Source organism: Citrobacter werkmanii (assembly GCF_008693645.1).
GTDB lineage: Bacteria > Pseudomonadota > Gammaproteobacteria > Enterobacterales > Enterobacteriaceae > Citrobacter > Citrobacter werkmanii.
Window position 1 is genome coordinate 1,487,049 of sequence record NZ_CP044101.1, and the last position, 26,122, is coordinate 1,513,170.

General features: G+C 52.8%; 22 protein-coding genes and 1 pseudogene. 16 read left to right on the forward strand and 7 right to left on the reverse strand.

Annotation, left to right across the window (positions count from 1 at the left end; all coding sequences use genetic code 11):
• Window positions 1–536: 536 nt before the first annotated feature.
• Together ampG and FOB24_RS07675 are read right to left on the reverse strand one after the other, a co-directional pair.
• Window positions 537–2,012, reverse strand: coding sequence for a muropeptide MFS transporter AmpG (gene ampG, locus FOB24_RS07670; protein WP_150344734.1), 1,476 nt, complete (start codon window positions 2,010–2,012; stop codon window positions 537–539).
• A 44-nt stretch (window positions 2,013–2,056) separates the two neighbouring features.
• Window positions 2,057–2,635 carry a lipoprotein gene (locus FOB24_RS07675; protein WP_003021617.1) on the reverse strand — a complete coding sequence of 193 codons (579 nt, stop codon included), beginning with the start codon at window positions 2,633–2,635 and terminating at the stop codon, window positions 2,057–2,059.
• A gap of 306 nt (window positions 2,636–2,941) precedes the next feature.
• Between FOB24_RS07675 and bolA the strand changes: the two genes are divergently transcribed.
• From bolA to fadM, 9 genes are all read left to right on the forward strand, one after another.
• Window positions 2,942–3,259 (forward strand): transcriptional regulator BolA, encoded by a 318-nt coding sequence (bolA, locus tag FOB24_RS07680; RefSeq protein ID WP_038638264.1) that lies wholly within the window; start codon window positions 2,942–2,944, stop codon window positions 3,257–3,259.
• A 345-nt stretch (window positions 3,260–3,604) separates the two neighbouring features.
• Complete coding sequence (gene tig / locus FOB24_RS07690; RefSeq protein ID WP_003021622.1) at window positions 3,605–4,903, forward strand: trigger factor; 1,299 nt, start codon at window positions 3,605–3,607, stop codon at window positions 4,901–4,903.
• A 247-nt stretch (window positions 4,904–5,150) separates the two neighbouring features.
• Complete coding sequence (gene clpP / locus FOB24_RS07695) at window positions 5,151–5,774, forward strand: ATP-dependent Clp endopeptidase proteolytic subunit ClpP (RefSeq protein ID WP_032939995.1); 624 nt, start codon at window positions 5,151–5,153, stop codon at window positions 5,772–5,774.
• Window positions 5,775–5,900: 126 nt separating this feature from the next.
• Window positions 5,901–7,175, forward strand: a complete 1,275-nt coding sequence (gene clpX, locus FOB24_RS07700; protein WP_003831013.1) for an ATP-dependent protease ATP-binding subunit ClpX — start codon at window positions 5,901–5,903, stop codon at window positions 7,173–7,175.
• Between the two features lie 184 nt (window positions 7,176–7,359).
• Window positions 7,360–9,714, forward strand: a complete 2,355-nt coding sequence (lon, locus tag FOB24_RS07705) for an endopeptidase La (RefSeq protein ID WP_038638272.1) — start codon at window positions 7,360–7,362, stop codon at window positions 9,712–9,714.
• A gap of 209 nt (window positions 9,715–9,923) precedes the next feature.
• A complete protein-coding gene (hupB, locus tag FOB24_RS07710) occupies window positions 9,924–10,196 on the forward strand; it encodes a nucleoid-associated protein HU-beta (protein WP_003021629.1) in 273 nt (90 codons plus the stop codon).
• Window positions 10,197–10,463: 267 nt separating this feature from the next.
• Entirely contained in the window at window positions 10,464–12,338 is a 1,875-nt protein-coding gene (gene ppiD / locus FOB24_RS07715; protein ID WP_150344736.1) for a peptidylprolyl isomerase, read from the forward strand.
• Between the two features lie 146 nt (window positions 12,339–12,484).
• Window positions 12,485–12,859 (forward strand): helix-hairpin-helix domain-containing protein, encoded by a 375-nt coding sequence (locus FOB24_RS07720; protein ID WP_150344737.1) that lies wholly within the window; start codon window positions 12,485–12,487, stop codon window positions 12,857–12,859.
• A 104-nt stretch (window positions 12,860–12,963) separates the two neighbouring features.
• Window positions 12,964–13,362, forward strand: coding sequence for a long-chain acyl-CoA thioesterase FadM (fadM, locus tag FOB24_RS07725; protein ID WP_087857049.1), 399 nt, complete (start codon window positions 12,964–12,966; stop codon window positions 13,360–13,362).
• A 58-nt stretch (window positions 13,363–13,420) separates the two neighbouring features.
• On the opposite strand, the gene queC is transcribed toward fadM, so the two are convergent.
• Together queC and FOB24_RS07735 are read right to left on the reverse strand one after the other, a co-directional pair.
• On the reverse strand, window positions 13,421–14,116 hold the full coding sequence (gene queC, locus FOB24_RS07730; RefSeq protein WP_038638285.1) for a 7-cyano-7-deazaguanine synthase QueC: 696 nt from the start codon (window positions 14,114–14,116) through the stop codon (window positions 13,421–13,423).
• 64 nt (window positions 14,117–14,180) lie between these two features.
• Window positions 14,181–15,881 carry an SgrR family transcriptional regulator gene (locus FOB24_RS07735; RefSeq protein WP_150344738.1) on the reverse strand — a complete coding sequence of 567 codons (1,701 nt, stop codon included), beginning with the start codon at window positions 15,879–15,881 and terminating at the stop codon, window positions 14,181–14,183.
• A gap of 100 nt (window positions 15,882–15,981) precedes the next feature.
• Here FOB24_RS07735 and cof point away from each other — a divergent pair, with 100 nt between their 5' ends.
• Window positions 15,982–16,800 (forward strand): HMP-PP phosphatase, encoded by an 819-nt coding sequence (gene cof / locus FOB24_RS07740; RefSeq protein WP_069323962.1) that lies wholly within the window; start codon window positions 15,982–15,984, stop codon window positions 16,798–16,800.
• A gap of 50 nt (window positions 16,801–16,850) precedes the next feature.
• Here the strand turns inward: cof and FOB24_RS07745 are convergent, their stop codons facing one another.
• Window positions 16,851–17,906: a PLP-dependent cysteine synthase family protein gene (locus FOB24_RS07745; protein WP_110498633.1), complete on the reverse strand. Its 1,056-nt coding sequence runs from the start codon at window positions 17,904–17,906 to the stop codon at window positions 16,851–16,853.
• A gap of 116 nt (window positions 17,907–18,022) precedes the next feature.
• On the opposite strand from FOB24_RS07745, the gene decR reads away from it, so the two are divergent.
• From decR to amtB, 5 genes are all read left to right on the forward strand, one after another.
• A complete protein-coding gene (gene decR / locus FOB24_RS07750; RefSeq protein ID WP_003831023.1) occupies window positions 18,023–18,481 on the forward strand; it encodes a DNA-binding transcriptional regulator DecR in 459 nt (152 codons plus the stop codon).
• Window positions 18,482–18,525: 44 nt separating this feature from the next.
• Window positions 18,526–20,298 carry a SmdA family multidrug ABC transporter permease/ATP-binding protein gene (locus FOB24_RS07755; RefSeq protein ID WP_121528686.1) on the forward strand — a complete coding sequence of 591 codons (1,773 nt, stop codon included), beginning with the start codon at window positions 18,526–18,528 and terminating at the stop codon, window positions 20,296–20,298.
• Window positions 20,291–22,069, forward strand: coding sequence for a SmdB family multidrug efflux ABC transporter permease/ATP-binding protein (locus FOB24_RS07760; protein WP_110498631.1), 1,779 nt, complete (start codon window positions 20,291–20,293; stop codon window positions 22,067–22,069). The genes FOB24_RS07755 and FOB24_RS07760 overlap by 8 nt, the downstream gene beginning before the upstream one ends.
• Window positions 22,070–22,286: 217 nt before the next feature.
• Complete coding sequence (glnK, locus tag FOB24_RS07765) at window positions 22,287–22,625, forward strand: P-II family nitrogen regulator (protein ID WP_006685697.1); 339 nt, start codon at window positions 22,287–22,289, stop codon at window positions 22,623–22,625.
• Window positions 22,626–22,656: 31 nt separating this feature from the next.
• Window positions 22,657–23,943, forward strand: coding sequence for an ammonium transporter AmtB (amtB, locus tag FOB24_RS07770; protein ID WP_085047630.1), 1,287 nt, complete (start codon window positions 22,657–22,659; stop codon window positions 23,941–23,943).
• A 72-nt stretch (window positions 23,944–24,015) separates the two neighbouring features.
• On the opposite strand, the gene tesB is transcribed toward amtB, so the two are convergent.
• Window positions 24,016–24,876, reverse strand: coding sequence for an acyl-CoA thioesterase II (gene tesB, locus FOB24_RS07775; RefSeq protein ID WP_038638304.1), 861 nt, complete (start codon window positions 24,874–24,876; stop codon window positions 24,016–24,018).
• A gap of 211 nt (window positions 24,877–25,087) precedes the next feature.
• Here tesB and FOB24_RS07780 point away from each other — a divergent pair, with 211 nt between their 5' ends.
• On the forward strand, window positions 25,088–25,657 hold the full coding sequence (locus tag FOB24_RS07780; RefSeq protein WP_038638307.1) for a YbaY family lipoprotein: 570 nt from the start codon (window positions 25,088–25,090) through the stop codon (window positions 25,655–25,657).
• Between the two features lie 31 nt (window positions 25,658–25,688).
• Here the strand turns inward: FOB24_RS07780 and FOB24_RS07785 are convergent.
• Window positions 25,689–26,078, reverse strand: a pseudogene (locus tag FOB24_RS07785) (MGMT family protein).
• Window positions 26,079–26,122 lie beyond the last annotated feature (44 nt).

Here is a 26,122-nt window from a genome sequence, read left to right on the forward strand (position 1 = left end):
ATTTTACGGGAAGGTTACATTACTGTAAACATCATTGGATCTGTGTTACCGGGTTCTGCCGAGCGTGTCACATATGTTGCAATATATGTCGGGTTGGCTTTAAGAACCTGTTGCAACATCACGTTATAACGAAAGCAGGCAGGTGAGGGACGTGCGGAGGGCAATTGGTATAACCAATACCAAAATAAAACAATTAATTAACAATTGATTATCAATAAAAAGACAATTACAGAACAAAAAATAAATTTTTCATGGCTGAATCGAGTAAGGAAAATAGCATGTATAAAAGGCGTCAATAATTTCCAAATTCTATGGCGCACAAAATAACAAATAATATTTTTTATCAGTTGTTGTTTATTTAGCCGTTATAATTACGCAGGGTGATTACAACGGCTAAATATGCTCGTCATACTTCAAGCTACGGGTGTGTTGGCTTTCCTCGCTCACCCCAGTCACTTACTTATGTAAGCTCCTGGGGATTTGCTGCGTCGCCGCCTTCCCGTAACTCGAATTATTTAGAGCATAAATATGCAACATCACGCCAGGCGGGTTTTACGCAACGCAAGATAATCCAGCAATCCGCCGAATACCACTCCGCAGACAGCGACCACCACCGAGATTTCAAGCAGTTCCGGCAGGAAGGAGAAGTTGGTGTAGTCCAGTGCGTTAAGGGTCAGCAACAATAGCCAAACTGCCAGCAAACAGCACCCCGCGACCAGCGTCATTAATGCCAGACCGTACGCGCTACGAAATTCCGTGCGCGGAATAAAGCTCTCATTTTGCCAGCTATGTTCCAGCGTCTGGCGACAAACCAGCAGCAGGAGGAGTCCAGGCAGCGCGGCAAACACGGAGAACAGATAAAACGTGGGCCACCCGTGCGCTTCGACAAACCAACCCGCTACCGGACCTACGTACACACGGCCAACCGCTGAAAGCGCGGAGAGCAGGGCGAACTGGGTCGCTGAGAAGGACTTATTGCACAGCGTCATTAATAAGGCGACAAACGCCGCAGTGCCCATCCCGCCACACAGGTTCTCAAAGAAGACGGCGGCGGCCATACTGAACATGTGTTTGTCAGTGATGGACAGCAGCCAGTAACCTGCGTTTGATGCCCCTTGCAGAATACCGAAAATCAACAATGCGCGGAACAGCGAGAGGCGCTGCATCAGGATCCCGCCGTACAGTGCGCCAACAATGGTGGCCAGTAGCCCCAATGTCTTATTCACCACGCCGACTTCACCCGCATCAAATCCGACACCGCGGATTAAAAAGGTGGTGGTCAGACTCATGGCGAAGGCATCACCGAGTTTATACAGCACGATGAGGAGCAGAATCAGCCAGGCATTGTTGCGGCCAAAAAAGTCTCGCAGCGGAGCCGCAACCGCCTGTTCCAGCGATTTAGGCACCGGAATAGCATCTGTTGGTTCTGGCGCTAACAGGGTGGCGATGATGCAAGGGATCAGCAGCGCCGCCATCAGCCAATACATTCCCTGCCAGCCGAGCCAGCGGTCGGCCATCCACAGGGCCAGTCCGCCGGAAACCAGCATCCCTAAACGGTAACCCAGTACGCTGATTGCCGCACCTGCGCCACGCTCTTCGGTGGGCAATACGTCGGTTTTCCAGGCGTCAAAGACGATATCCTGCGATGCCGAACAAAACGCGATCACCACCGCCAGCGCGGCCATCCAGCGTAGCTGCGTACCCGGTTCCAGAAAGCCCATCGCGGCGATAGAAATCAATAACAGTAGCTGGGTCGCCAGTAGCCAACCGCGACGTCGGCCCAAAAACGGCGGCGTATAGCGGTCCATCAATGGAGACCAGAGGAACTTAAATACGTAGGCCTGGCCGACCAGAGAAAAGAAACCGATGGTTTTAAGATCGATATTTTCGACCGTCATCCACGCCTGGAGCGTACCGGATGTCAGTGCGAGCGGTAATCCGGAGGCGAACCCCAGAATGAGCAGGATAGCTGAACGTGGTTGCTGAAAAATACGTAAGTAATGACTGGACATGGGCTTCTATAGGCCCGACGAACGCCGGGCCATAAGGGCAGAAATTAACGAGCGTTCTGCTTGATGAAATCGTGAACGCTGGTGTCCTGAGACATATCAGCGATGGTGTCGGTCAGGACGCTGTTAACGGCATCAGCAATATTTTTGTTGGAGGCCTGCAGCGCGCCTTCAACAGAGTAGCTTGCGCGGTAGTTTTTGGTCATCTTGTTACCGTTCGCCGCGGTCGCAATAATAGCGATGTCTGCTTTAGTGGCGATGTTGTAACGCACGCTACCCTGAGACACGTCAGCATACAGCTGGCTAACAATGATTTGCAGGTTTACTGCGCCGTTCGGACCAATCATATAACCACGCGCGGTCATCTGTTTTTCCAGCACTTCTTGCAGCAGGAAACGCAGATCGCGGGAAGCGGTCAGGGTAACCAGCTGGTTGTCGCGGGTGACTTTTGCCAGCGCCTGATCCTGACGCTGGTCGGCGCCGTTGATACTCACGGTCACGCCCATCAGGCTCGGATCCTGCTGCGGCAGGGTAATTTTAGGTGAGACTTCAATGGTGGTAGGCGGCGTTGCGCATCCTGCCAACATAAACATCGCAACTAACGGGAAGAGGATTTTTTTAAACATGCCAGGGCTCTCAGCGAATCTAAATTGTGTGGTTAGAGAAAATTCCCGCCATCATAACATCGCCAACGATGAGGGGAAGTGGGTAACGCATGTAAATTCATTGTGTTGTCCTTTTTATGACTTTGTGGAGACCAGAAACGGACTTTTTGCAATAAACCAAAGCATGAAATGAGTGAACTTCATTCGTTTGGCTGAGAAAATCAGACAAGCGCTAATTTTTTGTTGCTAAGGTGTAATGAAAACGGTAAAAGCGGCTAGTATTTAAAGGGATGGGTGACATCTCAGCGTTGTCGGAGGAAAAATTTCATGATGATTCGTGAGCAAATAGAAGAAAAATTAAGGGCAGCGTTCCAACCCGTATTCCTCGAAGTTGTGGATGAAAGCTATCGTCACAATGTCCCGGCAGGTTCTGAAAGCCACTTTAAGGTTGTGCTGGTTAGCGATCGTTTTACAGGTGAACGTTTTCTTAATCGTCATCGGATGATTTACGGCACGTTAACGGCGGAACTCTCCACAACCGTACATGCGTTAGCCCTGCATACCTATACCATTAAGGAGTGGGAAGCGTTGCAGGACACGATCTTTGCGTCGCCCCCTTGTCGTGGAGCCGGGAGCATCGCGTAGAAAACGGATTTGCAACAACCGATGTTTTTCCAGTATGTTGCTACAGAATATGTGAAAACGGCCTGCGGGCCGTTTTGTTTTGTCTGAATTCTGGGGGAGTCGTACAGTATTCAGACAAAAATTAGCCGGGAATTGTGAAAAAAGCCGCAGCAACGCGCGATAACCGTTCTCGACTCATAAAAGTGATGCCGCTATAATGCGCGTCTTATTTTTCGGAATGTCTTCGGGATGATTCTGACGACAGGGAATGTGATTGCTTATGAGAACATCCCAGTTCCGCGAAGCCAACAACCTGTGCTTGCGGAGAAGAGTTGACCGAGCACTGTGATTTTTTGAGGTAACAAGATGCAAGTTTCAGTTGAAACCACTCAAGGCCTTGGCCGCCGTGTAACGATTACTATCGCTGCTGACAGCATCGAGACCGCTGTGAAAAGCGAGCTGGTCAACGTAGCGAAGAAAGTGCGTATTGACGGTTTCCGCAAAGGAAAAGTACCGATGAATGTTGTTGCTCAGCGTTATGGCGCTTCCGTGCGTCAGGACGTGCTGGGTGACCTGATGAGCCGCAACTTCGTTGACGCGATCATCAAAGAAAAAATCAATCCGGCTGGCGCACCGAACTACGTTCCGGGTGAATACAAGCTGGGTGAAGATTTTACTTACGCGGTAGAGTTCGAAGTGTACCCGGAAGTTGAGCTGACTGGCCTGGAAGCAATCGAAGTTGAAAAACCGGTTGTTGAAGTCACCGACGCTGACGTTGATGTAATGCTGGACACTCTGCGTAAGCAGCAGGCTACCTGGAAAGATAAAGACGGCGCTGCTGATGCAGAAGACCGTGTAACCATCGACTTCACCGGTTCTGTAGACGGCGAAGAGTTCGAAGGCGGCAAAGCGTCTGACTTCGTACTGGCGATGGGCCAGGGTCGTATGATCCCAGGCTTTGAAGAAGGCGTTAAAGGCCACAAAGCTGGCGAAGAGTTCACTATCGACGTGACCTTCCCGGAAGAGTACCACGCTGAAAACCTGAAAGGTAAAGCCGCTAAGTTCGTTATCAACCTGAAGAAAGTTGAAGAACGCGAACTGCCGGAACTGACTGAAGAATTCATCAAACGTTTCGGCGTTGAAGACGGTTCCGTAGCCGGTCTGCGTGCTGAAGTACGTAAAAACATGGAACGCGAGCTGAAAGGCGCTGTGCGTAACCGTGTTAAGTCTCAGGCGATCGAAGGTCTGGTAAAAGCTAACGACATCGACGTACCGGCTGCTCTGATCGACAGCGAAATCGACGTTCTGCGTCGTCAGGCTGCGCAGCGTTTTGGCGGTAACGAGAAACAAGCTCTGGAACTGCCGCGTGAACTGTTCGAAGAACAGGCTAAGCGTCGCGTAGTTGTAGGCCTGCTGCTGGGCGAAGTTATTCGCACCAACGAGCTGAAAGCTGACGAAGATCGCGTTAAAGGCCTGATCGAAGAGATGGCTTCTGCTTACGAAGATCCGAAAGAAGTTGTTGAGTTCTACAGCAAAAACAAAGAGCTGATGGACAACATGCGTAACGTCGCTCTGGAAGAACAAGCTGTTGAAGCCGTTCTGGCGAAAGCGAAAGTGACTGAAAAAGCCACTTCCTTCAACGAGCTGATGAACCAGCAGGCGTAATTCGTCGCTTTTGTAGCACGAATTTCGTACGCAAGCCCGTCACCTTTTGGTGGCGGGTTTTTTTTTGTCACGCATTTTGCATGGGAAGAGTGCGAAAACAGCGTTTCAGTGTTAGCGTTACAACAAAAGATTGTTATGCTTGAATTATGGCGATGTCGTACCCATTACTGAGGGACTAGCTGATAATCCGTCCATAAGGTTACAATCAGCACAGCAGGTTTTTTCAAATTTTATCCAGGAGACGGAAATGTCATACAGCGGCGAACGAGATAACTTTGCACCCCATATGGCGCTGGTGCCGATGGTCATTGAACAGACCTCACGTGGTGAGCGCTCTTTTGATATCTATTCTCGTCTACTTAAGGAACGCGTCATTTTTATGACTGGCCAGGTCGAAGACCATATGGCTAACCTGATTGTGGCGCAGATGCTGTTCCTGGAAGCAGAAAACCCGGAAAAAGATATCTACCTGTACATCAACTCCCCTGGTGGGGTAATTACTGCCGGGATGTCTATCTATGACACCATGCAGTTTATTAAGCCGGACGTCAGCACCATTTGTATGGGCCAGGCGGCCTCAATGGGCGCGTTCCTGCTGACTGCCGGGGCGAAAGGTAAACGTTTTTGCCTGCCTAACTCTCGCGTCATGATCCACCAGCCTCTGGGCGGTTACCAGGGCCAGGCAACGGATATTGAAATTCATGCCCGCGAAATCCTGAAGGTAAAAGGGCGCATGAACGAACTTATGGCGCATCATACGGGTCAATCTCTTGAGCAGATTGAACGTGATACCGAGCGCGATCGCTTCCTCTCCGCTTCTGAAGCGGTAGAGTACGGTCTGGTCGACTCGATTTTGACCCATCGTAATTAATGCCCAGTGCGCAGGTGTGCCGCTATAATTACCTGGAGCGGCACAACGCTGACTAGCGTCTTGCGCCTGAGAATGGCATTTGCGTCGTCGTGTGCGGCACAAAGAACAAAGAAGAGGTTTTGACCCATGACAGATAAACGCAAAGATGGCTCGGGCAAATTGTTGTACTGCTCTTTTTGCGGCAAAAGCCAGCATGAAGTGCGGAAGCTGATTGCCGGTCCATCCGTGTATATCTGCGACGAATGTGTCGATTTGTGTAACGACATCATTCGCGAAGAGATTAAGGAAGTAGCACCGCACCGTGAACGCAGTGCGCTGCCGACGCCACATGAAATTCGCAATCACCTGGACGATTACGTTATCGGTCAGGAACAGGCGAAGAAAGTGTTGGCGGTCGCGGTATACAACCATTACAAACGTCTGCGCAACGGCGACACCAGCAATGGCGTCGAGTTGGGCAAAAGTAACATCCTGCTGATTGGCCCGACGGGGTCCGGTAAAACGCTGCTGGCTGAAACGCTGGCGCGCCTGCTGGACGTTCCGTTTACTATGGCTGACGCCACCACGCTGACCGAAGCCGGTTATGTGGGTGAAGATGTTGAAAATATTATTCAGAAACTGCTGCAGAAGTGCGACTACGACGTACAGAAAGCGCAGCGCGGGATCGTCTATATCGATGAAATCGACAAGATTTCTCGTAAGTCTGACAACCCGTCCATTACCCGTGACGTTTCTGGCGAAGGCGTACAGCAAGCGCTGTTGAAACTGATCGAAGGTACGGTTGCCGCCGTTCCGCCGCAGGGGGGACGTAAACATCCGCAGCAGGAGTTCCTGCAGGTTGATACCTCCAAGATCCTGTTTATCTGCGGTGGCGCGTTCGCTGGTCTGGACAAAGTGATCGCTAACCGTGTTGAAACCGGCTCCGGCATTGGTTTTGGCGCAACGGTAAAAGCGCAGTCTGATAAAGCCAGCGAAGGTGAGCTGCTGTCGCAGGTGGAGCCGGAAGATCTGATCAAATTTGGTCTGATCCCTGAGTTCATCGGTCGTCTGCCAGTGGTGGCAACGCTGAGCGAACTGAGTGAAGAAGCGCTGATCCAGATCCTGAAAGAGCCGAAAAACGCCCTGACCAAGCAGTACCAGGCGCTGTTCAACCTTGAAGGTGTCGATCTGGAGTTCCGTGAGGAAGCGCTGGATGCGATCGCCAAGAAAGCGATGGCGCGTAAAACCGGTGCCCGTGGTTTGCGTTCTATCGTCGAAGCCGCGCTGCTTGACACCATGTACGATCTGCCTTCGATGGAAGACGTCGAAAAAGTGGTGATCGATGAGTCGGTGATTGGCGGTCAGAGCAAGCCATTGCTGATTTACGGTAAGCCGGAAGCACAGCAGGCATCTGGCGAATAATTCATCAATTCATACAGACATTTAATTAAAAAGGGGGGATTTTATCTCCCCTTTTATTTTTCCGTAAACATGGCGTTGAATGTGTGGGAAACATCCCCATATACTGACATACATGTTAAAGGTGGTGTGAAGCACAGTCGTACCACCTGATTACCTGGCGGACACTAAACTAAGAGAGAGCTCTATGAATCCTGAGCGTTCTGAACGCATTGAAATCCCCGTATTGCCGTTGCGCGATGTGGTGGTTTATCCGCACATGGTCATACCCTTATTTGTAGGGCGGGAAAAATCTATCCGTTGTCTGGAAGCGGCTATGGACCATGATAAAAAAATCATGCTGGTCGCACAGAAAGAAGCGTCAACGGATGAGCCGGGTGTAAACGATCTTTTCACCGTCGGGACCGTGGCCTCTATTTTGCAGATGCTGAAACTGCCTGACGGCACCGTAAAAGTGCTGGTCGAGGGGTTACAGCGCGCGCGTATTTCTGCGCTGTCTGACAACGGCGAGCATTTCTCTGCAAAAGCGGAGTACCTTGACTCGCCTGCCATTGATGAGCGCGAACAGGAAGTGCTGGTGCGTACCGCTATCAGCCAGTTCGAAGGCTATATCAAGCTGAACAAGAAAATCCCACCAGAAGTGCTGACGTCTCTGAACAGCATTGACGATCCCGCGCGTCTGGCGGACACCATCGCTGCGCACATGCCGCTGAAGCTGGCAGATAAGCAGTCCGTGCTGGAGATGTCCGACGTTAACGAACGTCTGGAATATCTGATGGCGATGATGGAATCTGAAATTGATCTGCTGCAGGTTGAGAAACGCATTCGCAACCGCGTGAAGAAGCAGATGGAAAAATCCCAGCGCGAGTACTATCTGAACGAGCAGATGAAAGCTATTCAGAAAGAACTCGGCGAGATGGATGATGCGCCGGACGAAAACGAAGCGCTGAAACGCAAAATCGACGCGGCGAAAATGCCGAAAGAGGCAAAAGAGAAAGCCGAAGCAGAGCTGCAGAAGCTGAAAATGATGTCTCCGATGTCGGCGGAAGCGACCGTGGTCCGTGGCTACATCGACTGGATGGTACAGGTACCGTGGAATGCGCGTAGCAAGGTCAAAAAAGACCTGCGTCAGGCGCAGGAAATCCTCGATACCGACCATTACGGTCTGGAACGCGTCAAAGACCGTATCCTTGAGTATCTCGCGGTTCAAAGCCGTGTGAACAAAATCAAGGGGCCGATCCTGTGTCTGGTTGGGCCGCCGGGGGTAGGTAAAACTTCTCTGGGCCAGTCCATCGCGAAAGCGACCGGGCGTAAATACATCCGTATGGCACTGGGCGGCGTACGTGATGAGGCTGAAATTCGCGGTCACCGCCGGACCTATATCGGTTCGATGCCGGGTAAACTGATCCAGAAAATGGCCAAAGTGGGCGTTAAAAACCCGCTGTTCCTGCTCGATGAGATCGATAAAATGTCTTCCGACATGCGTGGCGATCCGGCTTCCGCGCTGCTTGAGGTGCTGGATCCAGAGCAGAACGTGGCGTTCAGCGATCACTACCTGGAAGTGGACTACGATCTCAGCGACGTGATGTTCGTTGCGACTTCGAACTCCATGAATATTCCGGCGCCGTTGCTGGATCGTATGGAAGTGATCCGTCTGTCCGGCTACACCGAAGACGAGAAGCTGAATATTGCTAAACGTCACCTGTTGCCGAAACAGATTGAGCGTAACGCGCTGAAAAAAGGCGAGCTTACGGTCGACGATAGCGCCATTGTGGGCATTATTCGTTACTACACCCGTGAAGCGGGCGTGCGTAGTCTGGAGCGTGAAATCTCTAAACTGTGCCGCAAAGCCGTGAAGCAGTTGCTGCTCGACAAATCGCTGAAACATATTGTGATCAATGGCGACAACCTGCACGACTACCTGGGCGTACAGCGCTTTGACTATGGTCGCGCGGACAACGAAAACCGCGTCGGTCAGGTGACCGGTCTGGCGTGGACGGAAGTGGGCGGCGATCTGCTGACCATCGAAACCGCCTGCGTTCCGGGTAAAGGCAAGCTGACCTACACCGGTTCTTTGGGTGAGGTAATGCAGGAGTCTATTCAGGCTGCACTGACCGTGGTGCGCGCGCGCGCGGAAAAACTGGGTATTAATCCGGACTTTTACGAAAAACGCGACATCCACGTTCACGTACCAGAAGGGGCGACGCCGAAAGATGGTCCAAGTGCCGGTATTGCCATGTGTACCGCGCTGGTTTCTTGTCTGACCGGTAACCCGGTACGCGCCGATGTGGCGATGACCGGCGAGATCACTCTGCGTGGTCAGGTGCTGCCAATCGGTGGTTTGAAAGAAAAACTGCTGGCGGCGCACCGTGGCGGCATTAAGACGGTCTTAATTCCAGATGAAAACAAACGTGACCTGGAAGAGATTCCGGACAACGTGATTGCCGATCTGGACATCCATCCGGTGAAACGCATCGAGGAAGTTTTGACGCTTGCGCTGCAAAATGAACCCTCTGGAATGCAGGTTGTGACCGCAAAATAGTGACCTCGCGCAAAGAGCACTAATAAAAACAGGGCTGGCAGGCCATTTCGGACTTGCCAGCCTTTTTTTGTATAGCTAATTTAGATGACGGATTAGGCTTGCCATCATTAACGGGTGTTGTAAGGGCATGGCAGGCCTGATATAACTGCTGCGCGGTCGCACTTTGAAGGATTCAGGTGCGATATAAATTATAAAAGAGGAAGAGAAGAGTGAATAAATCTCAACTGATCGACAAAATTGCTGCAGGGGCTGATATCTCTAAAGCTGCGGCTGGACGTGCGTTAGATGCAATTATTGCTTCTGTTACCGAATCCCTGAAGGAAGGCGATGACGTAGCGCTGGTAGGTTTTGGTACTTTTGCCGTTAAAGAGCGTGCTGCCCGTACTGGTCGCAACCCGCAAACAGGTAAAGAGATCACCATCGCCGCGGCTAAAGTACCGGGCTTCCGTGCAGGTAAAGCACTGAAAGACGCGGTAAACTAAGTGATTTCCCCTTTGGGGATGTGACGAAGTACAAGGGCGCATCAACTGATGTGCCTTTTTTATTTCTGATTCCGGTACTTTCTACGTGTTGTGGGCTGACAATTGCCCCCGTTTCTTGTCACAATAGGCCTTTGTGCGCAGCGTTCAGGAAACGCTATGCTGCGTGAAGCATATATACTCAAAATCCTTGCCGCCGTTGTTGTAACAACGTGCAGGCGGCTTGAAGGATAACGCGTATAGTCATCTACAGCGGAGTGTGGTTACACCATGATGGACAGCTTACGCACGGCTGCTAACAGTCTCGTGCTCAAGATTATTTTCGGTATCATTATCGTGTCGTTCATTTTGACCGGCGTGAGTGGTTACCTGATTGGCGGGGGCAACAATTACGCCGCCAAAGTGAATGGCCAGGAGATCAGCCGCGGGCAATTCGAGAATGCGTTCAATAGCGAACGTAACCGCATGCAGCAACAGTTGGGCGATCAATACTCTGAGCTGGCGGCGAATGAAGGCTATATGAAAACGCTGCGTCAGCAGGTGCTGAATCGTCTTGTAGACGAAGCGCTGCTGGATCAATACTCCCGCGAGCTGAAGCTCAATATCAGCGACGCTCAGGTTAAACAGGCTATTTTCGCCACGCCTGCTTTCCAGGTGGACGGCAAATTTGATAACAACCGCTACAATGCGATTGTTAATCAAATGGGAATGACCGCCGATCAGTACGCTGAGGCATTACGTAATCAGCTTACTACCCAGCAGTTGATCAACGGCGTTGCCGGTACGGACTTCATGCTGAAAGGCGAAACCGATGAGCTGGCGGCGCTGGTCGCACAGCAGCGTATCGTGCGTGAGGCGACGATTGACGTTAACGCACTTGCCGCGAAGCAATCCGTTACCGAGCAGGAAGTTGCCAGCTACTACGAGCAGAATAAAAACAACTTCATGACGCCGGAACAGTTCCGCGTGAGCTACATCAAGCTGGACGCTGCTGCACTGCAGGAGACGGCCAGCGATGCTGATATTCAGTCTTACTATGACCAGCATCAGGACCAGTTCACTCAGCCGCAGCGTAACCGCTACAGCATTATTCAGACGAAAACGGAAGATGAAGCTAAAGCGGTACTGGATGAGTTGAGCAAAGGCGCAGATTTCGCTGCGCTGGCGAAAGAAAAATCAGCCGACATCATCTCTGCCCGTAAAGGTGGCGATATGGGATGGCTGGAAGATTCCACCACTCCGGATGAGCTGAAAAATGCCGGCCTGAAAGACAAAGGCCAACTGTCCGGTGTGATTAAATCTTCCGTTGGTTTCCTCGTTGCGCGTCTTGATGACGTACAGCCTGCGCAGGTTAAACCGCTGAGCGAAGCCCGTGACGACATTGCGGCGAAAGTGAAGCAGGAAAAAGCGCTGGATGCGTACTATGCGCTGCAGCAGAAAGTGAGCGATGCAGCCAGCAACGATAACGAATCCCTGGCGGGTGCGGAGCAAGCTGCCGGTATGAAAGCGGTTGAAACGGGCTGGTTTAGCCGTGACAGTCTGCCGGAAGAGCTGAATTTCAAACCCGTCGCTGACGTCATTTTCAATGGGGGTCTGGTTGGCGAGAACGGTACGCCTGGCAGTAACTCTGACATCATTACCGTGGATGGCGATCGCGCGTTTGTGCTGCGTATTGCAGAGCACAAAGCCGAAGCCGTTAAGCCACTGGCTGAAGTGAAAGAGCAGGTTACTGCGCTTGTTAAGCACAATAAAGCAGAGCAACAGGCTAAGCTGGATGCTGATAAACTGCTGGCGGACCTGAAAGCCGGTAAAGGCGATGAAGCGATGAAAGCCGCGGGTCTGAGCTTTGGTGAGGCGAAAACGCTGAGCCGCACTGGTCAGGATCCTCTGAGCCAGGCAGCCTTTGGTCTGAGCCTGCCAGCGAAAGACAAACCGAGCTACGGCGTGGCGAACGATATGCAGGGGAACGTTGTTCTGCTGGCGCTGGACGAAGTGAAAGCGGGTTCGATGCCTGAAGCGCAGAAGAAAGCGATGGTTCAGGGGATCACCCAGAACAACGCGCAGATTGTGTTCGAAGCGCTGATGAGCAACCTGCGTAAAGCCGCAAAAATTAAAATCGGTGACGCGCTGGAGCAACAGCAATAACCGAGGCTGCTCGCAAAAAATTGCAAAAAGTTGTATTAACCAAAGGCCGCTTTCGCGGCCTTTTCCATTTCTGTTATTTGCCGTTTGTCTGCTGTTCCGCACCTCGCTATCGTGATTCCACTGTTAACAAACACGGAGAAAACACTATGAAACATGGAATCAAAGCCCTGCTTATCACCCTTTCATTGACCTGCGGCGCTATGGCCCAAAGCGCATTGGCTGCAGAGCCCGTTGCCAAAAACCAGGCGACTCAAACCAAAGCGGATGCTTCCACAGTGGCGCAAAGCAAGGCTACGCAACCCGCTAAAGCAAGCGACGATGAAGGCACCAGGGTAAGCATCAACAGCGCTTCTGCGGAGGATTTAGCGCGAGTGATGAATGGGGTCGGACTGAAAAAGGCTCAGGCCATTGTCAACTATCGAGAAGAGTACGGGCCATTTAAAACGGTCGATGATTTAAAGCAGGTGCCGGGGATGGGAAGTTCTTTGGTAGAGCGTAACCTGGCAGTTTTAACACTTTAATAACTTGCAGAGCGCTGAAATTTTGCCAGACTATAGAGGTCATACCAGTTATGGCCTCTTCACCCTGAATATGTACATATAAAAAAACGTAAGGTTTCTGCGCTATGCAAACACAAATCAAAGTCCGTGGTTATCATCTTGATGTCTATCAGCACGTCAACAATGCCCGTTATCTTGAGTTTCTGGAAGAAGCACGCTGGGATGGACTGGAAAACAGCGACAGCTTTCAGTGGATGACCGCTCACAACATCGCTTTTGTGGTTGTGAATATTAATATCAACTATCGCCGTCCGGCGGTGCTGAGCGACCTGCTGACTATTACCAGTCAGGTACAGCAGTTAAATGGCAAAAGCGGTGTGTTGAACCAGACTATCACCCTCGAGCCGGAAGGACAGGTGGTAGCAGATGCGTTGATTACCTTCGTCTGTATTGATTTGAAAACGCAAAAAGCGCTACCGCTGGAAGGAGAGTTGCGCGAGAAACTGGAACTGATGGTGAAGTAGTGGCTGCGAGTGCTTGTAGGCCGGATAAGCAAAGCGCCATCCGGCATCGCTCAACCCATTACTTTAATCCGGTTTTCTGCTTCATCGCCGTCATCACTGCCGGTTTATCCGCCAGATAATGGTTAAGACCGTTGGCGCGCAGATTACAGGCCGCGCAGTGACCACAACCGTCACCTTTGATACCGTTATAGCAGGTCAGCGTTTCTTCGCGTACCAGGTCCAGCTTGCCCCAGTAATCGGCCAGTGCCCAGGTTTCGGCTTTATCGATCCACATCAGCGGAGTTTCAAAGCGGATATCTTTTGCCATCCCCAGGCTCACGGCATGGTTCAGAGCCTTGACGAACTCATCGCGACAGTCAGGATATCCAGAGAAGTCGGTTTCACAAACGCCGGTAATGACCGCCTCTGCCTGCACCTGATATGCGTAAATCGCCGCCAGCGTTAAAAACAGAATATTGCGTCCGGGCACAAAGGTATTGGGAATGCCGTTCGCATCCGGTTCGTAATCAGGCACCGGAATGTTATCACGGGTCAGGCTACTGACAGCCAGTTCGCTAAGCAGCGTGACATCAAGCACTTTGTGCGCACGCGCGCCGAGTTTTAAGGCCAGATCACGTGCGACATCAATCTCAGCGCGATGGCGCTGACCATAATCAAAGGTCACGCAGTGCACTTCATCATACTGATGTAGCGCTTGCGCCAGACAGGTCGTGGAGTCCTGACCTCCACTGAATACAACAACGGCACGTTTCATGGCTTTTCCTGACAAATAACGAAACCCATATGGTAGCGCCTGGACGTGGTGTCGACCAGCTTCTTCATGTTGAAGGGGGCGGTAACCAGGCTTCGGTGAACTCAAACCAGCCGCGAGGATTCAGGCGAACACCGTTCACGCCCGGTGGCGCGCTAATACGATAGTGATAATTGAACAGCGGAGTCAGCGTGGCATCATGCATCAGCGTGGCGAACACTTGCTGTAACGCCGCGTGACGATCGTCTTCATTGGCCTGGACTTGCAGGGCATCCAGCGTGGTTTGCAAGTGCGTGTATTCAGGCGCATTGAGTACATGTGACCACAGTTGATCGCAACGTAACCACTGTTCGAGGGTATATTCAGGCGCTTCGCCAATCAGTCTGTCTCCCATCATCAGGTCGGCCTGCGCTAAAGGATGATTACCGTCCCAGTTTTTAGCATTATGAAATATAAGCGTTAATTCACAGCCGAGTAGCGCCAGCGCCTGGCGAAGCTGTTCAGCCATGGCATGTAGTTCAACCGGCAGGTGATACGCCAGCGTCAGTTTTTCCGGTAGCGCTACCTCGTTCAACTCATCCCATTGCGGGATCGTCCATCCAGGCAGCAGCGCATTGCTCGGGGTTATCAGGTTTTCATCTACCTCCAGCGTTTGTAGCAGGGAAGAGCGATGGATAATATTGACCAGCCGGCGGGCTTGCAAGGTATTCAGGCGCGCACTTTTTCTGAGCGTGAGATAGCAAAAACCGAGGCTTATCCCGCTGCTCACCTGGCTTAGCATGGGCAGCTCTTCGGGTTTACCAATCGCTATTTGCACCGGATGGCGACAGCTGGTGCCCAAGTCCTGGGAGAAGAGTTGCGGAGTTATCCAGTATTCGATCGCTTTCAGGAGTGGATGACTCAGGTGGTAGTGATCGTGACTCTCGATACGTACCAGCTCAGGGGTAAACAACGTCAACCGGAACGGACCGGTACCCACAAACGGATGTTCCGGATGCGCCAAATGGCTGCTGTAGCTTGCCAGACGATGCGCCAGCCAGAAGTCGGGGCGATGCAGAATAAAGGTCAGACACTGGGGATGGGTCACCTCAATATGTTTGACGCTGATGAACAATTTATTCAGGGCGGGTAGCTCAAGTAGCATCAACAGTTGTTGGTGTAACTGCGTGCTGCTGACGGCATCGCCGTTATGCCAGTACAGCGTGGAGCGAATATAGAAATCCCAACGCAGGCCGTCGGCGGAGATATTCCAGTGGTGAGCTAAATCACCGCAGGGGTGCTGTGTATTCGTGTCAAACCGGGTCAGGCCAGAGAATACCTGCCCGGCGAGATGTTGCTCTGCGCGGCCAGGGAGAAATCCGGGGTGCAAAGGGTCGAGCTGGCGGTAATAGGGGATACGCAGGGTTGGCGTGTCGTTTTGCCACTGACCGCCCATAAACGGTTGTAGCAGGGTTCTTAATTCACCCGGCGCCAGTTGGGCCAGCTCCAGCACGCTAAGCTGTTCCCCCTTTTGCAGCGCCTGCTCCATCATGGTATTGCGTAGTGAGTCCGGCGTAACTAAAAAGCGTAGCTGCCCGCGTTTACCCCGCCCCGATTGGGCGTGCCACTCCAGCCAGCCTGCATCCTGCGCTTGTTTTAACAAGGTTCGCACGTGGCGTTCGCTGCAAAAACAGCGTTCAGCCAGTTCGCCAATGGTCACCGACTGCGGCTCCCCGTTCGAGGGTTGCCACAGGCGTTGGTATTGATTTAGTCGGTTCAATAGTCGCATATAAACCCGGAACAATTCATTTTATCTATTCACTATTACTTCCGTATATCTCAGGTGATACTGAATCACAAGTTAACCGCCTCACAGTGTGGAGAAAGAAATGGCTCGTCTGGCTGCATTTGATATGGATGGCACTCTTTTGATGCCGAATCACCATTTAGGTGATGAAACGCTTTCAACGCTGGCGCGCCTGCGTGAACGTGATATCACTCTGACATTTGCCACCGGTCGCCATGTGCTGGAGATGCGCCACATTCTGGGTTCTATTTCGCTGGATGCCTTTTTAATCACGGGTAACGGTACGCGCATTCACTCGCTGGAGGGTGATGTGCTGCACCGCCAGGATCTGGATCCGAATGTTGCGGATAGTGTATTGCACCAGAAGTGGGACACCACGGCCAGCATGCATGTCTTTAATGACAACGGTTGGTTCACCGGACAAGAAATTCCAGCGCTGCTTCAGGCGCATGTATATAGCGGATTTCGTTACCAGATCGTGGATGTGAAACGTATTCCCGCCCACCAGGTAACGAAGATCTGTTTCTGCGGCGATCATGACACGCTGATCCGTCTGCGCATTCAACTCAATGAGGCGCTGGGTGAACAGGCGAATCTCTGTTTCTCCGCGGTTGATTGCCTCGAGGTGCTGCCGCTGGGATGTAATAAAGGTTCTGCGCTGGCGGTATTAAGCAACCACTTAGGTTATTCAATGGCCGAGTGTATGGCGTTTGGCGATGCCATGAACGATCGCGAAATGTTAAGTAGCGTAGGGCGCGGCCTGATTATGGGTAACGCGATGCCGCAACTGATTGCTGAACTGCCTCATTTATCGGTGATTGGGCATTGCCGTAATCAGGCAGTATCACACTTTTTGACGCATTGGCTGGACAATCCGCATCTACCTTATTCCCCCGAATGAGAGATCCCTTCCAGCAAGCCAGACTTCGCGTCTGGCTTTTTTTTGTCTGATTAGTGGGTATTCAGGAGTTGAGCCAGCTCCGCTTTCCACGGCGTTAAATCACCGATGTGCGCGTCGACCCACTGCGGGTTGTAATAGGTTTCCAGATAACGTTCGCCGCTGTCACACAACAACGTCACCAGCGATCCCGTTTCTCCTGCATCGCGCATACGGGCGGCAAGTTGTAATGCTCCCCACATGTTGGTACCGGTTGAGGCGCCAACTTTACGGCCTAGCTGCGTCTCCAGCCAGTGCGCGGTGGCCACGCTGGCGGCATCAGGCACGCGCAGCATTTCATCGACCACATCAGGAATAAAAGACGGTTCTACGCGTGGGCGACCGATACCTTCGATTTTGCTACCTACCGGGCTGCGTAAGGTTGCATCGCGATCTTGCCAGAAGGGCAGAAAGACCGAGTTTTCCGGGTCCACCACCATCAAACGAGTGTCGTAGCCCTGACAACGAATATAGCGGCCAATGGTCGCCGAGGTGCCGCCGGTTCCGGCACTCATCACGATATGCCGGGGAACAGGGTTGGGCTCGCATTGCATCTGCCGAAAGATACTGTCGGCAATATTGTTGTTACCACGCCAGTCGGTGGCGCGCTCAGCGTAAGTGAACTGATCCATGTAATGGCCGTTCAGCTCACGCGCCAGTTGTTCAGAAGCCGCATAAATTTCGCAGGCGCTTTCCACGAAATGACAGCGCCCGCCATAAAACTCAATCTGTTCAATTTTACGTTTCGCAGTACACGAAGGCATAACGGCGATAAACGGTAATCCTAACAGACGGGCGAAATACGCTTCGGAAACCGCCGTTGAGCCGGATGATGACTCGATGATGGTAGTGCCTTCTTTGATCCAGCCATTGCACAGTCCATACAGAAACAGTGAGCGTGCCAGACGATGTTTCAGGCTCCCGGTCGGATGCGTGCTCTCATCTTTTAAATAGAGCTGAATGCCCGGAAACGCCGGGAGTGACAGACGAATGAGATGCGTATCCGCAGAACGCTGATAATCCGCGTTGATTTCATTGATGGCGTTTTTAACCCAGGAGCTATTCATCATTAAAAGATATCCATTTGTCATTTTGTGCCCAGAATAGCGAAAAGCACGGAAAAAATTGTTGCCATTTAGCCTTTAAAATAGAATGTAAGGAGAAAATTCTTCTCTGTGGAGTGGATATGTTAGACAAAATTGACCGTAAGCTGCTCGGCTTACTGCAACAGGACTGCACCCTTTCTTTGCAGGCGTTAGCAGATGCCGTTAATCTGACTACCACCCCTTGCTGGAAACGCCTCAAACGGCTTGAAGATGATGGTATCCTGCTGGGTCGAGTCGCCCTGCTGGATCCCGAAAAACTGGGGCTGGGCTTAACCGCGTTTGTGTTGATCAAGACTCAGCACCACAGCAGCGAATGGTATTGCCGCTTTGTCACCGAAGTCACCGGAATGCCGGAAGTTCTGGGATTCTGGCGTATGGCAGGGGAGTATGACTACCTGATGCGGGTCCAGGTCGCCGATATGAAAAGCTATGACGAATTTTATAAGCGCCTGGTGAACAGCGTGCCGGGCCTGTCTGATGTCACCTCCAGCTTTGCGATGGAACAGATTAAATACACAACTGCTCTACCGATTGAATAATTCTCCCGGCGCTCATTGCCGGAAATCTTGTCAGGACATAACGCGTGCGATTATTTGCTCAATTAAGCTGGTACTTCCGCCGGGAGTGGCGTCGCTACCTTGGAGCAGTGGCTCTGCTTATTATCATCGCCATCCTTCAGCTTATCCCGCCGAAAGTGGTCGGGATCATTGTGGATGGCGTAACAGCGCAACGCTTCACCACCGAGCGGCTGCTGATGTGGGTTGGCACAATCGCCCTGATTGCGGTGGTCGTGTACTTGCTGCGCTATGTCTGGCGCGTACTGCTGTTTGGCGCATCCTACCAACTGGCGGTTGAGCTGCGGGAAGATTATTACCGTCAATTGAGTCGTCAGCACCCCGAGTTCTATCTGCGCCACCGTACGGGTGATCTGATGGCGCGCGCCACTAACGATGTTGATCGAGTGGTGTTTGCCGCTGGCGAAGGCGTGCTGACGCTGGTGGATTCGCTGGTGATGGGGTGTGCGGTACTGATCGTGATGTCTACGCAGATAAGCTGGCAACTGACGCTTATTGCGCTACTGCCGATGCCGGTGATGGCGTTAATGATCAAACGTTACGGTGATCGACTCCATCACCGTTTTAAGCTGGCGCAGGCGGCGTTCTCCAGTCTTAACGATCGTACTCAGGAGAGCCTGACCAGCATTCGCATGATCAAGGCTTTTGGCCTGGAGGATCGGCAGTCGGCGTTATTTGCCGCAGATGCTGAAGACACCGGTAAGAAAAACCTGCGGGTGGCGCGTATTGACGCCCGTTTTGACCCAACGATTTATATCGCCATTGGGATGGCTAACCTGCTGGCGATTGCCGGAGGAAGCTGGATGGTGGTGCACGGTTCGCTGACGCTCGGCCAGCTCACCAGCTTTATGATGTATCTCGGTCTGATGATTTGGCCGATGCTGGCGCTGGCATGGATGTTTAACATTGTCGAACGCGGCAGCGCCGCCTACAGCCGTATTCGCGCCATGCTGGCTGAAGCGCCGGTGGTGGATGACGGTACTGAACCGGTGCCTGAAGGACGCGGCGAGCTGGCGGTGGCGATTCGCGAATTTCGCTACCCATTGACGGCTCAGCCAGCGCTGGAAAACGTGAATTTCCAGCTCAGACCCGGACAGATGCTGGGCATCTGCGGCCCGACCGGCGCGGGGAAAAGTACGGTGCTGTCGCTGATCCAGCGTCATTTCGATATCAGCCAAGGGGATATACGTTTTCATGATATCCCGTTATCGCGCTTACAACTTGATAGCTGGCGCAGCCGGCTGGCGGTGGTTAGCCAGACGCCGTTCCTGTTTTCAGATACCGTCGCCAATAACATCGCGTTAGGACGCCCGCAGGCCACGCAGGAAGAGATCGAACATGTGGCGCGTCTCGCCAGCGTTCATGAGGATATTTTACGTCTTCCGCAAGGCTATGATACCGAAGTGGGCGAGCGCGGCGTGATGCTGTCCGGCGGGCAAAAACAGCGAATCTCTATTGCCCGCGCGTTGCTGTTGAATGCTGAAATTCTGATCCTGGATGATGCGCTGTCGGCAGTAGACGGTCGTACCGAGCATCAGATCCTGCATAACCTGCGCCAGTGGGGCGAAGGCAGAACTGTGATTATCAGCGCTCACCGTTTATCGGCCCTGACGGAAGCCAGCGAGATTATTGTGATGCAGCATGGGCATATTGCTCAGCGTGGTGAGCATGACGTGTTGGTGCAGCAGCCAGGCTGGTATCGCGATATGTTTCGTTATCAGCAACTGGAAGCGGCGCTGTCCGATGCGCCAGAGATAAACGGGGAGGCGGCTAATGCGTAGTTTTGGGCAATTATGGCCGACCCTGAAAAGGCTGCTGAAGTACGGTTCGCCATGGCGAAAACCGCTGGCGATTGCGGTAGTCATGCTGTGGGTGGCGGCTGCGGCTGAAGTCAGCGGCCCGCTGCTAATTAGCTATTTTATCGATAACATGGTGGCGAAAAACAACCTGCCGCTGGCGATGGTCGCCGGGCTGGTTGCGGCGTATGTGGGATTGCAGCTGCTGGCGGCGGGTCTGCATTACGCGCAGTCACTGTTATTTAATCAGGCGGCAGTTGGCGTGGTGCAACAGTTGCGCACCGATGTCATGGACGCAGCGCTTCGTCAGCCGCTCAGCGCCTTTGATACTCAGCCCGTCGGGCAGCTTATCTCCCGAGTGACGAATGACACTGAAGTGATTCGTGACCTGTATGTGACGGTAGTGGCAACGGTTCTGCGCAGTGCGGCCTTGATCGGTGCGATGCTGGTGGCGATGTTTAGCCTGGAGTGGCGTATGGCGCTGGTCGCGATGGTCATTTTCCCGGCGGTGCTGGTGGTGATGGTGATTTATCAACGCTACAGCACACCGATTGTGCGCCGGGTTCGCGCTTATCTGGCGGATATTAACGATGGCTTTAACGAAGTCATCAACGGCATGAGTGTTATCCAGCAGTTCCGTCAGCAGGCGCGATTTGGCGAGAGAATGGGCGAGGCCAGCCGTTCGCACTATATGGCGCGGATGCAGACCCTGCGACTGGATGGCTTTTTGCTGCGTCCGCTGCTTAGCCTTTTCTCGGCGCTGATCCTCTGCGGTTTATTGATGCTGTTCAGCTTTACCTCTGGCAGTTCGATCGAGGTGGGGGTGTTGTATGCGTTTATTAGCTATCTCGGGCGGTTGAACGAGCCGCTTATCGAGCTGACGACCCAGCAGTCAATGCTGCAGCAGGCGGTTGTCGCCGGTGAACGTGTGTTCGAATTGATGGATGGGCCACGTCAACGCTATGGTGACGATGACCAGTTGCTAAAGAGTGGGGATATCGAGGTAGATAACGTTTCATTTGCTTATCGTGACGACAATCTGGTGCTGCAAAACATCAGTCTGTCCGTGCCTTCGCGTAGCTTTGTGGCCCTGGTCGGGCACACCGGCAGCGGCAAAAGTACGCTGGCCAGCCTGCTGATGGGATACTACCCGCTGACGCAGGGGGAAATCCGCCTTGATGGGAGACCGCTGTCTTCGCTGAGCCACGGGGTATTGCGTCAGGGCATCGCGATGGTGCAGCAGGATCCGGTGGTGATGGCGGATACCTTCCTGGCAAACGTCACGCTGGGCCGCGATATCTCAGAAGCGCGGGTATGGCAGGCGCTGGAAACCGTGCAACTGGCGGAACTGGCGCGCGGCCTGAGCGAGGGAATTCATACCCGGCTGGGCGAGCAGGGCAATAATCTCTCCGTTGGGCAGAAACAGTTGCTGGCGCTGGCGCGGGTGCTGGTTGAAACGCCGCAGGTACTGATCCTCGATGAAGCCACGGCCAGTATTGACTCCGGCACGGAACAGGCGATTCAGCAAGCGCTGGCGGCGGTACGTGAACACACCACGCTGGTGGTGATTGCGCATCGCTTATCGACGATTGTCGATGCGGACACCATTCTGGTACTGCACCGTGGACAGGCGGTTGAACGTGGTACGCACCAGCAATTACTGGCGGCGCAAGGCCGTTACTGGCAGATGTATCAACTGCAGCTGGCGGGCGAAGAGCTGGCGGCCAGTACGCAAGAGGATTCCATTATTGCCTGATAGCTGAGACCAACCCGGTTTCGTAGGCCGGACGGCAATCAACAATCTGGTGCAAAAATGTAACGCACTATGCACCGTTATAGTGCGTTTTTTCTTCTTCTTCCCCAACTCCCCTCGGCTGGCCCGAATCATCCTGCTTTTTCATTCCTGGCACATCCCTTGCAGTATTCATCTGGTGTATCTGCAGCCACTACTGAATTCTGACTGGAGGGGATCTATGAAGCTGGTTACCGTGGTAATCAAACCGTTCAAACTGGAAGACGTCCGCGAAGCCTTGTCGTCTATTGGTATTCAGGGGCTGACCGTCACCGAAGTGAAGGGGTTTGGCCGACAGAAAGGTCATGCCGAGCTGTACCGTGGGGCTGAATATAGCGTCAATTTTTTGCCCAAGGTGAAGATTGATGTGGCGATTGCCGATGACCAACTGGATGAAGTGATCGATGTCATCAGCAAGGCGGCCTACACCGGAAAAATTGGCGACGGCAAAATCTTTGTCGCCGAGCTGCAACGCGTGATTCGTATTCGTACCGGCGAAACTGACGAAGCCGCACTGTAACGTCTGACACACAGTGATAGGAAACCAAAAAATGAAGATAGCAACGATGAAAACAGGTATTGCTTCACTGGCGCTGTTGCCGGGACTGGCGATGGCGGCACCGGCGGTCGCGGATAAAGCGGATAACGCTTTTATGATGATCTGTACCGCGCTGGTGCTGTTTATGACCATTCCTGGCATTGCGCTGTTTTACGGCGGTTTGATTCGCGGTAAGAACGTGTTGTCGATGCTGACTCAGGTGACGGTGACATTTGCCCTGGTGTGTATTTTATGGGTGGTTTATGGCTATTCACTGGCCTTTGGCGAAGGGAATAATTTCTTCGGCAACTTCAACTGGGTATTACTGAAGAACATTGCGCTGACGGCGGTCACGGGGAGCTTTTACCAGTATATTCACGTTGCTTTTCAGGGCTCTTTCGCCTGTATCACCGTTGGGCTTATCGTTGGGGCGCTGGCTGAGCGTATTCGCTTCTCGGCGGTACTGATTTTTGTGGTCGTGTGGTTAACGCTGTCTTACATCCCAATAGCCCACATGGTCTGGGGCGGTGGTTTGCTGGCTTCTCACGGCGCACTGGATTTTGCCGGCGGGACAGTTGTACATATCAACGCGGCGATAGCCGGTCTGGTGGGGGCTTATCTGATTGGCAAACGTGTCGGTTTTGGTAAAGAAGCCTTTAAGCCGCATAACCTGCCGATGGTCTTCACTGGCACCGCCATTCTCTACATTGGCTGGTTTGGCTTTAATGCCGGTTCTGCGGGCACGGCGAATGAAATCGCTGCGCTGGCTTTCGTCAATACCGTGGTCGCCACCGCTGCCGCCATCCTCGGGTGGATCTTCGGAGAATGGGCGTTGCGCGGTAAACCGTCTCTGCTGGGAGCCTGTTCTGGGGCCGTTGCGGGTCTGGTTGGCGTAACGCCTGCATGTGGTTATATCGGTGTCGGCGGCGCGTTGATTATTGGCGTGGCAGCCGGTCTGGCGGGCCTGTGGGGAGTGACGATGCTGAAGCGTTTTCTGCGCGTGGACGATCCGTGTGACGTGTTTGGTGTTCACGGCGTGTGCGGCATTGTCGGCTGTATCCTGACCGGGGTTTTTGCCGCCAGCTCGCTGGGGGGCGTGGGGTTTGCCGAGGGCGTGACCATGGGGCATCAGTTACTGGTGCAACTGGAAAGCGTGGCGATTACCATCGTCTGGTCCGGCGTGGTGGCCTTCATCGGTTATAAGCTGGCAGATATGACGGTGGGTCTGCGCGTACCAGAAGAGCAGGAACGCGAAGGTCTGGATGTGAACAGTCACGGCGAGAACGCCTACAACGCCTGATTTCTCAATATGCCGGATGGCACTAACGTTTATCCGGCCTACAACGATGTAGCCTGTAGGCCGGATAAGACATCAATTACGATTACGCATGACCCCTTCCTGTACGGTAGAAGCGACCAGCACGCCATCCTGCGTATAAAATTCCCCGCGCACAAAGCCCCGGGCACCGGAGGCGGAAGTACTTTCGACGTTATACAGCAGCCATTCATTGATATTGAACGGACGATGGAACCACATTGAGTGGTCAATGGTGGCGATCTGAATCCCTTTTTCCAGGAAACCAATCCCGTACGGTTGCAGCGCGACGGGCAGGAAGTTCAGGTCAGAGGCATAACCCAGCAGATACTGATGGACGCGCAGATCGTCTTGCAGTTCACCGTTGGCGCGGATCCATACCTGACGGGTCGGAGGTGCGACATGCCCTTTTAAGGGGTTATGAAACTCCACCGGGCGCACTTCCAACGGACGATCGTTGATGAACTTTTCTTTCAATAACGGTGGCAGAAGATGCGCCACTGAGCGGGCAATTTCTGTTTCTGATTTCAGCTCATCGGGACCCGGCGCATCCGGCATGGTTTTCTGATGTTCAAACCCGTCTTCTGGTGCCTGAAAGGAGGCGGTCATGTAAAAAATGGGTTTACCATTTTGGATTGCGGCAACGCGGCGCGCGCTGAAGCTGTTACCATCACGCAGGACTTCTACATCATAAATGATGGGTTTTTGGCTATCGCCGGGGCGTAAAAAGTAGCTGTGAAAGGAGTGCACCAGACGTTCTTCCGGAACGGTTTCTTTCGCGGCATACAGCGCCTGACCGACAACCTGTCCGCCAAAAACCTGACGTAACCCTAAGTCTTCACTTTGGCCGCGAAAGAGCCCTTCTTCAATTTTTTCCAGATTTAACAGTGTCAGCAAATTTTTGAGTGCCAGACTCATAGGAGCTCTCCAGGTGATATCGATGTCGCGCGAGTTAGGCAGAGTATAACGCAATTTTAAAAGTGGTCCGATGGGTGCAATTGTCTGAATTACTGGCCTATTACAGGCAAAAACAGCTGTCTTGTGCCACACTTAATCACGTTATGTTTTTGTTAACCACTCTTCTGGCGAGGAAAGTTCTCGCTGGTGCATAGATGATAAGGAGAATTTAATGAAACTCGTGCACATGGTAAGTGGTTTAGCGGTTGCAGTCGCTCTGGCGGCCTGCGCCGATAAAAGTGCAGATATTCAGACACCTGCGCCAAGCCCTAATACGTCAATTTCTGACACACAGTCTAAAATTCAACAGCCGAATGTATCTGGTACAGTATGGATCCGCCAGAAAGTGGCCTTGCCACCGGATGCTGTGCTAACTGTCACGCTGTCGGATGCGTCGCTGGCCGATGCGCCATCAAAAGTGTTGTCGCAAAAAGCGGTGCGTACTGAAGGCAAGCAAGCGCCATTTAGCTTTGTATTACCGTTTAACCCGGCAGATATTCAGCCCAACGCGCGTATTCTGCTGAGTGCGGCAATTACGGTGAATGGCAAACTGGTCTTTATAACCGATACCGTTCAGACGGTTATCAATCAGGGCGGGACGAAAGCCGACCTGACGTTGGTTCCCGTGCAGCAGACCGCAGTCCCGCTTAATGCTGGCGGCGGCGCAACCACCACGGTGCCTTCGACTTCACCAACCCAGGTGACTCCGTCTTCAGCCGTTCCTGCTCCCACGCAGTACTAAAGCAGTCGTAACCCTCTCCATGAGGAGAGGGTTAGTACACCCAGCGATAGCGCTGTAAATCGATTTGCCCGCTGCCGGAAACGACAATCCCTTCTGCCAGCAACGCCTGACGTTGTCGTTGCAGATCGGGGCCCGTCAATGAAATAGCGCCGTGGCGATTGACGACCCGATGCCAGGGCAGGGAACTACCTTCGGGGAGACGCTTAAGTACGCCGCCCACCTGGCGCGCAGCGCGCGGCGATCCGGCAAGTCTGGCGACATCGCCATAGGTGGTGACGAATCCTTCGGGGATTGACGCGACGATTTGCCAGACGCGTTGGGGGAAAGTGTCTTGTATATCCATCATTTATTCCTGCGCTAATCCTTCAGCATAATCCTGAATGGCGAGTGAGTGAAGCCGCATTGCGCAAGAAAACAGCATCCGATGCTGGATGGGTTGCATTTACAGGGTACACCAGTGATAAT

What these genes read in the sequence shown, in the direction of transcription:
- FOB24_RS07720 (WP_150344737.1), top strand. Translation starts at nt 12,485, where the DNA reads ATGAAACATGGAATCAAAGCCCTGCTTATCACCCTTTCATTGACCTGC.
- FOB24_RS07735 (WP_150344738.1), bottom strand. Translation starts at nt 15,881, where the DNA reads ATGCGACTATTGAACCGACTAAATCAATACCAACGCCTGTGGCAACCC.
- amtB (WP_085047630.1), top strand. Translation starts at nt 22,657, where the DNA reads ATGAAGATAGCAACGATGAAAACAGGTATTGCTTCACTGGCGCTGTTG.
- tesB (WP_038638304.1), bottom strand. Translation starts at nt 24,876, where the DNA reads ATGAGTCTGGCACTCAAAAATTTGCTGACACTGTTAAATCTGGAAAAA.
- cof (WP_069323962.1), top strand. Translation starts at nt 15,982, where the DNA reads ATGGCTCGTCTGGCTGCATTTGATATGGATGGCACTCTTTTGATGCCG.
- fadM (WP_087857049.1), top strand. Translation starts at nt 12,964, where the DNA reads ATGCAAACACAAATCAAAGTCCGTGGTTATCATCTTGATGTCTATCAG.
- FOB24_RS07760 (WP_110498631.1), top strand. Translation starts at nt 20,291, where the DNA reads ATGCGTAGTTTTGGGCAATTATGGCCGACCCTGAAAAGGCTGCTGAAG.
- tig (WP_003021622.1), top strand. Translation starts at nt 3,605, where the DNA reads ATGCAAGTTTCAGTTGAAACCACTCAAGGCCTTGGCCGCCGTGTAACG.
- ppiD (WP_150344736.1), top strand. Translation starts at nt 10,464, where the DNA reads ATGATGGACAGCTTACGCACGGCTGCTAACAGTCTCGTGCTCAAGATT.
- clpP (WP_032939995.1), top strand. Translation starts at nt 5,151, where the DNA reads ATGTCATACAGCGGCGAACGAGATAACTTTGCACCCCATATGGCGCTG.
- decR (WP_003831023.1), top strand. Translation starts at nt 18,023, where the DNA reads ATGTTAGACAAAATTGACCGTAAGCTGCTCGGCTTACTGCAACAGGAC.
- bolA (WP_038638264.1), top strand. Translation starts at nt 2,942, where the DNA reads ATGATGATTCGTGAGCAAATAGAAGAAAAATTAAGGGCAGCGTTCCAA.
- lon (WP_038638272.1), top strand. Translation starts at nt 7,360, where the DNA reads ATGAATCCTGAGCGTTCTGAACGCATTGAAATCCCCGTATTGCCGTTG.
- FOB24_RS07675 (WP_003021617.1), bottom strand. Translation starts at nt 2,635, where the DNA reads ATGTTTAAAAAAATCCTCTTCCCGTTAGTTGCGATGTTTATGTTGGCA.
- queC (WP_038638285.1), bottom strand. Translation starts at nt 14,116, where the DNA reads ATGAAACGTGCCGTTGTTGTATTCAGTGGAGGTCAGGACTCCACGACC.
- FOB24_RS07780 (WP_038638307.1), top strand. Translation starts at nt 25,088, where the DNA reads ATGAAACTCGTGCACATGGTAAGTGGTTTAGCGGTTGCAGTCGCTCTG.
- glnK (WP_006685697.1), top strand. Translation starts at nt 22,287, where the DNA reads ATGAAGCTGGTTACCGTGGTAATCAAACCGTTCAAACTGGAAGACGTC.
- ampG (WP_150344734.1), bottom strand. Translation starts at nt 2,012, where the DNA reads ATGTCCAGTCATTACTTACGTATTTTTCAGCAACCACGTTCAGCTATC.
- clpX (WP_003831013.1), top strand. Translation starts at nt 5,901, where the DNA reads ATGACAGATAAACGCAAAGATGGCTCGGGCAAATTGTTGTACTGCTCT.
- FOB24_RS07745 (WP_110498633.1), bottom strand. Translation starts at nt 17,906, where the DNA reads ATGATGAATAGCTCCTGGGTTAAAAACGCCATCAATGAAATCAACGCG.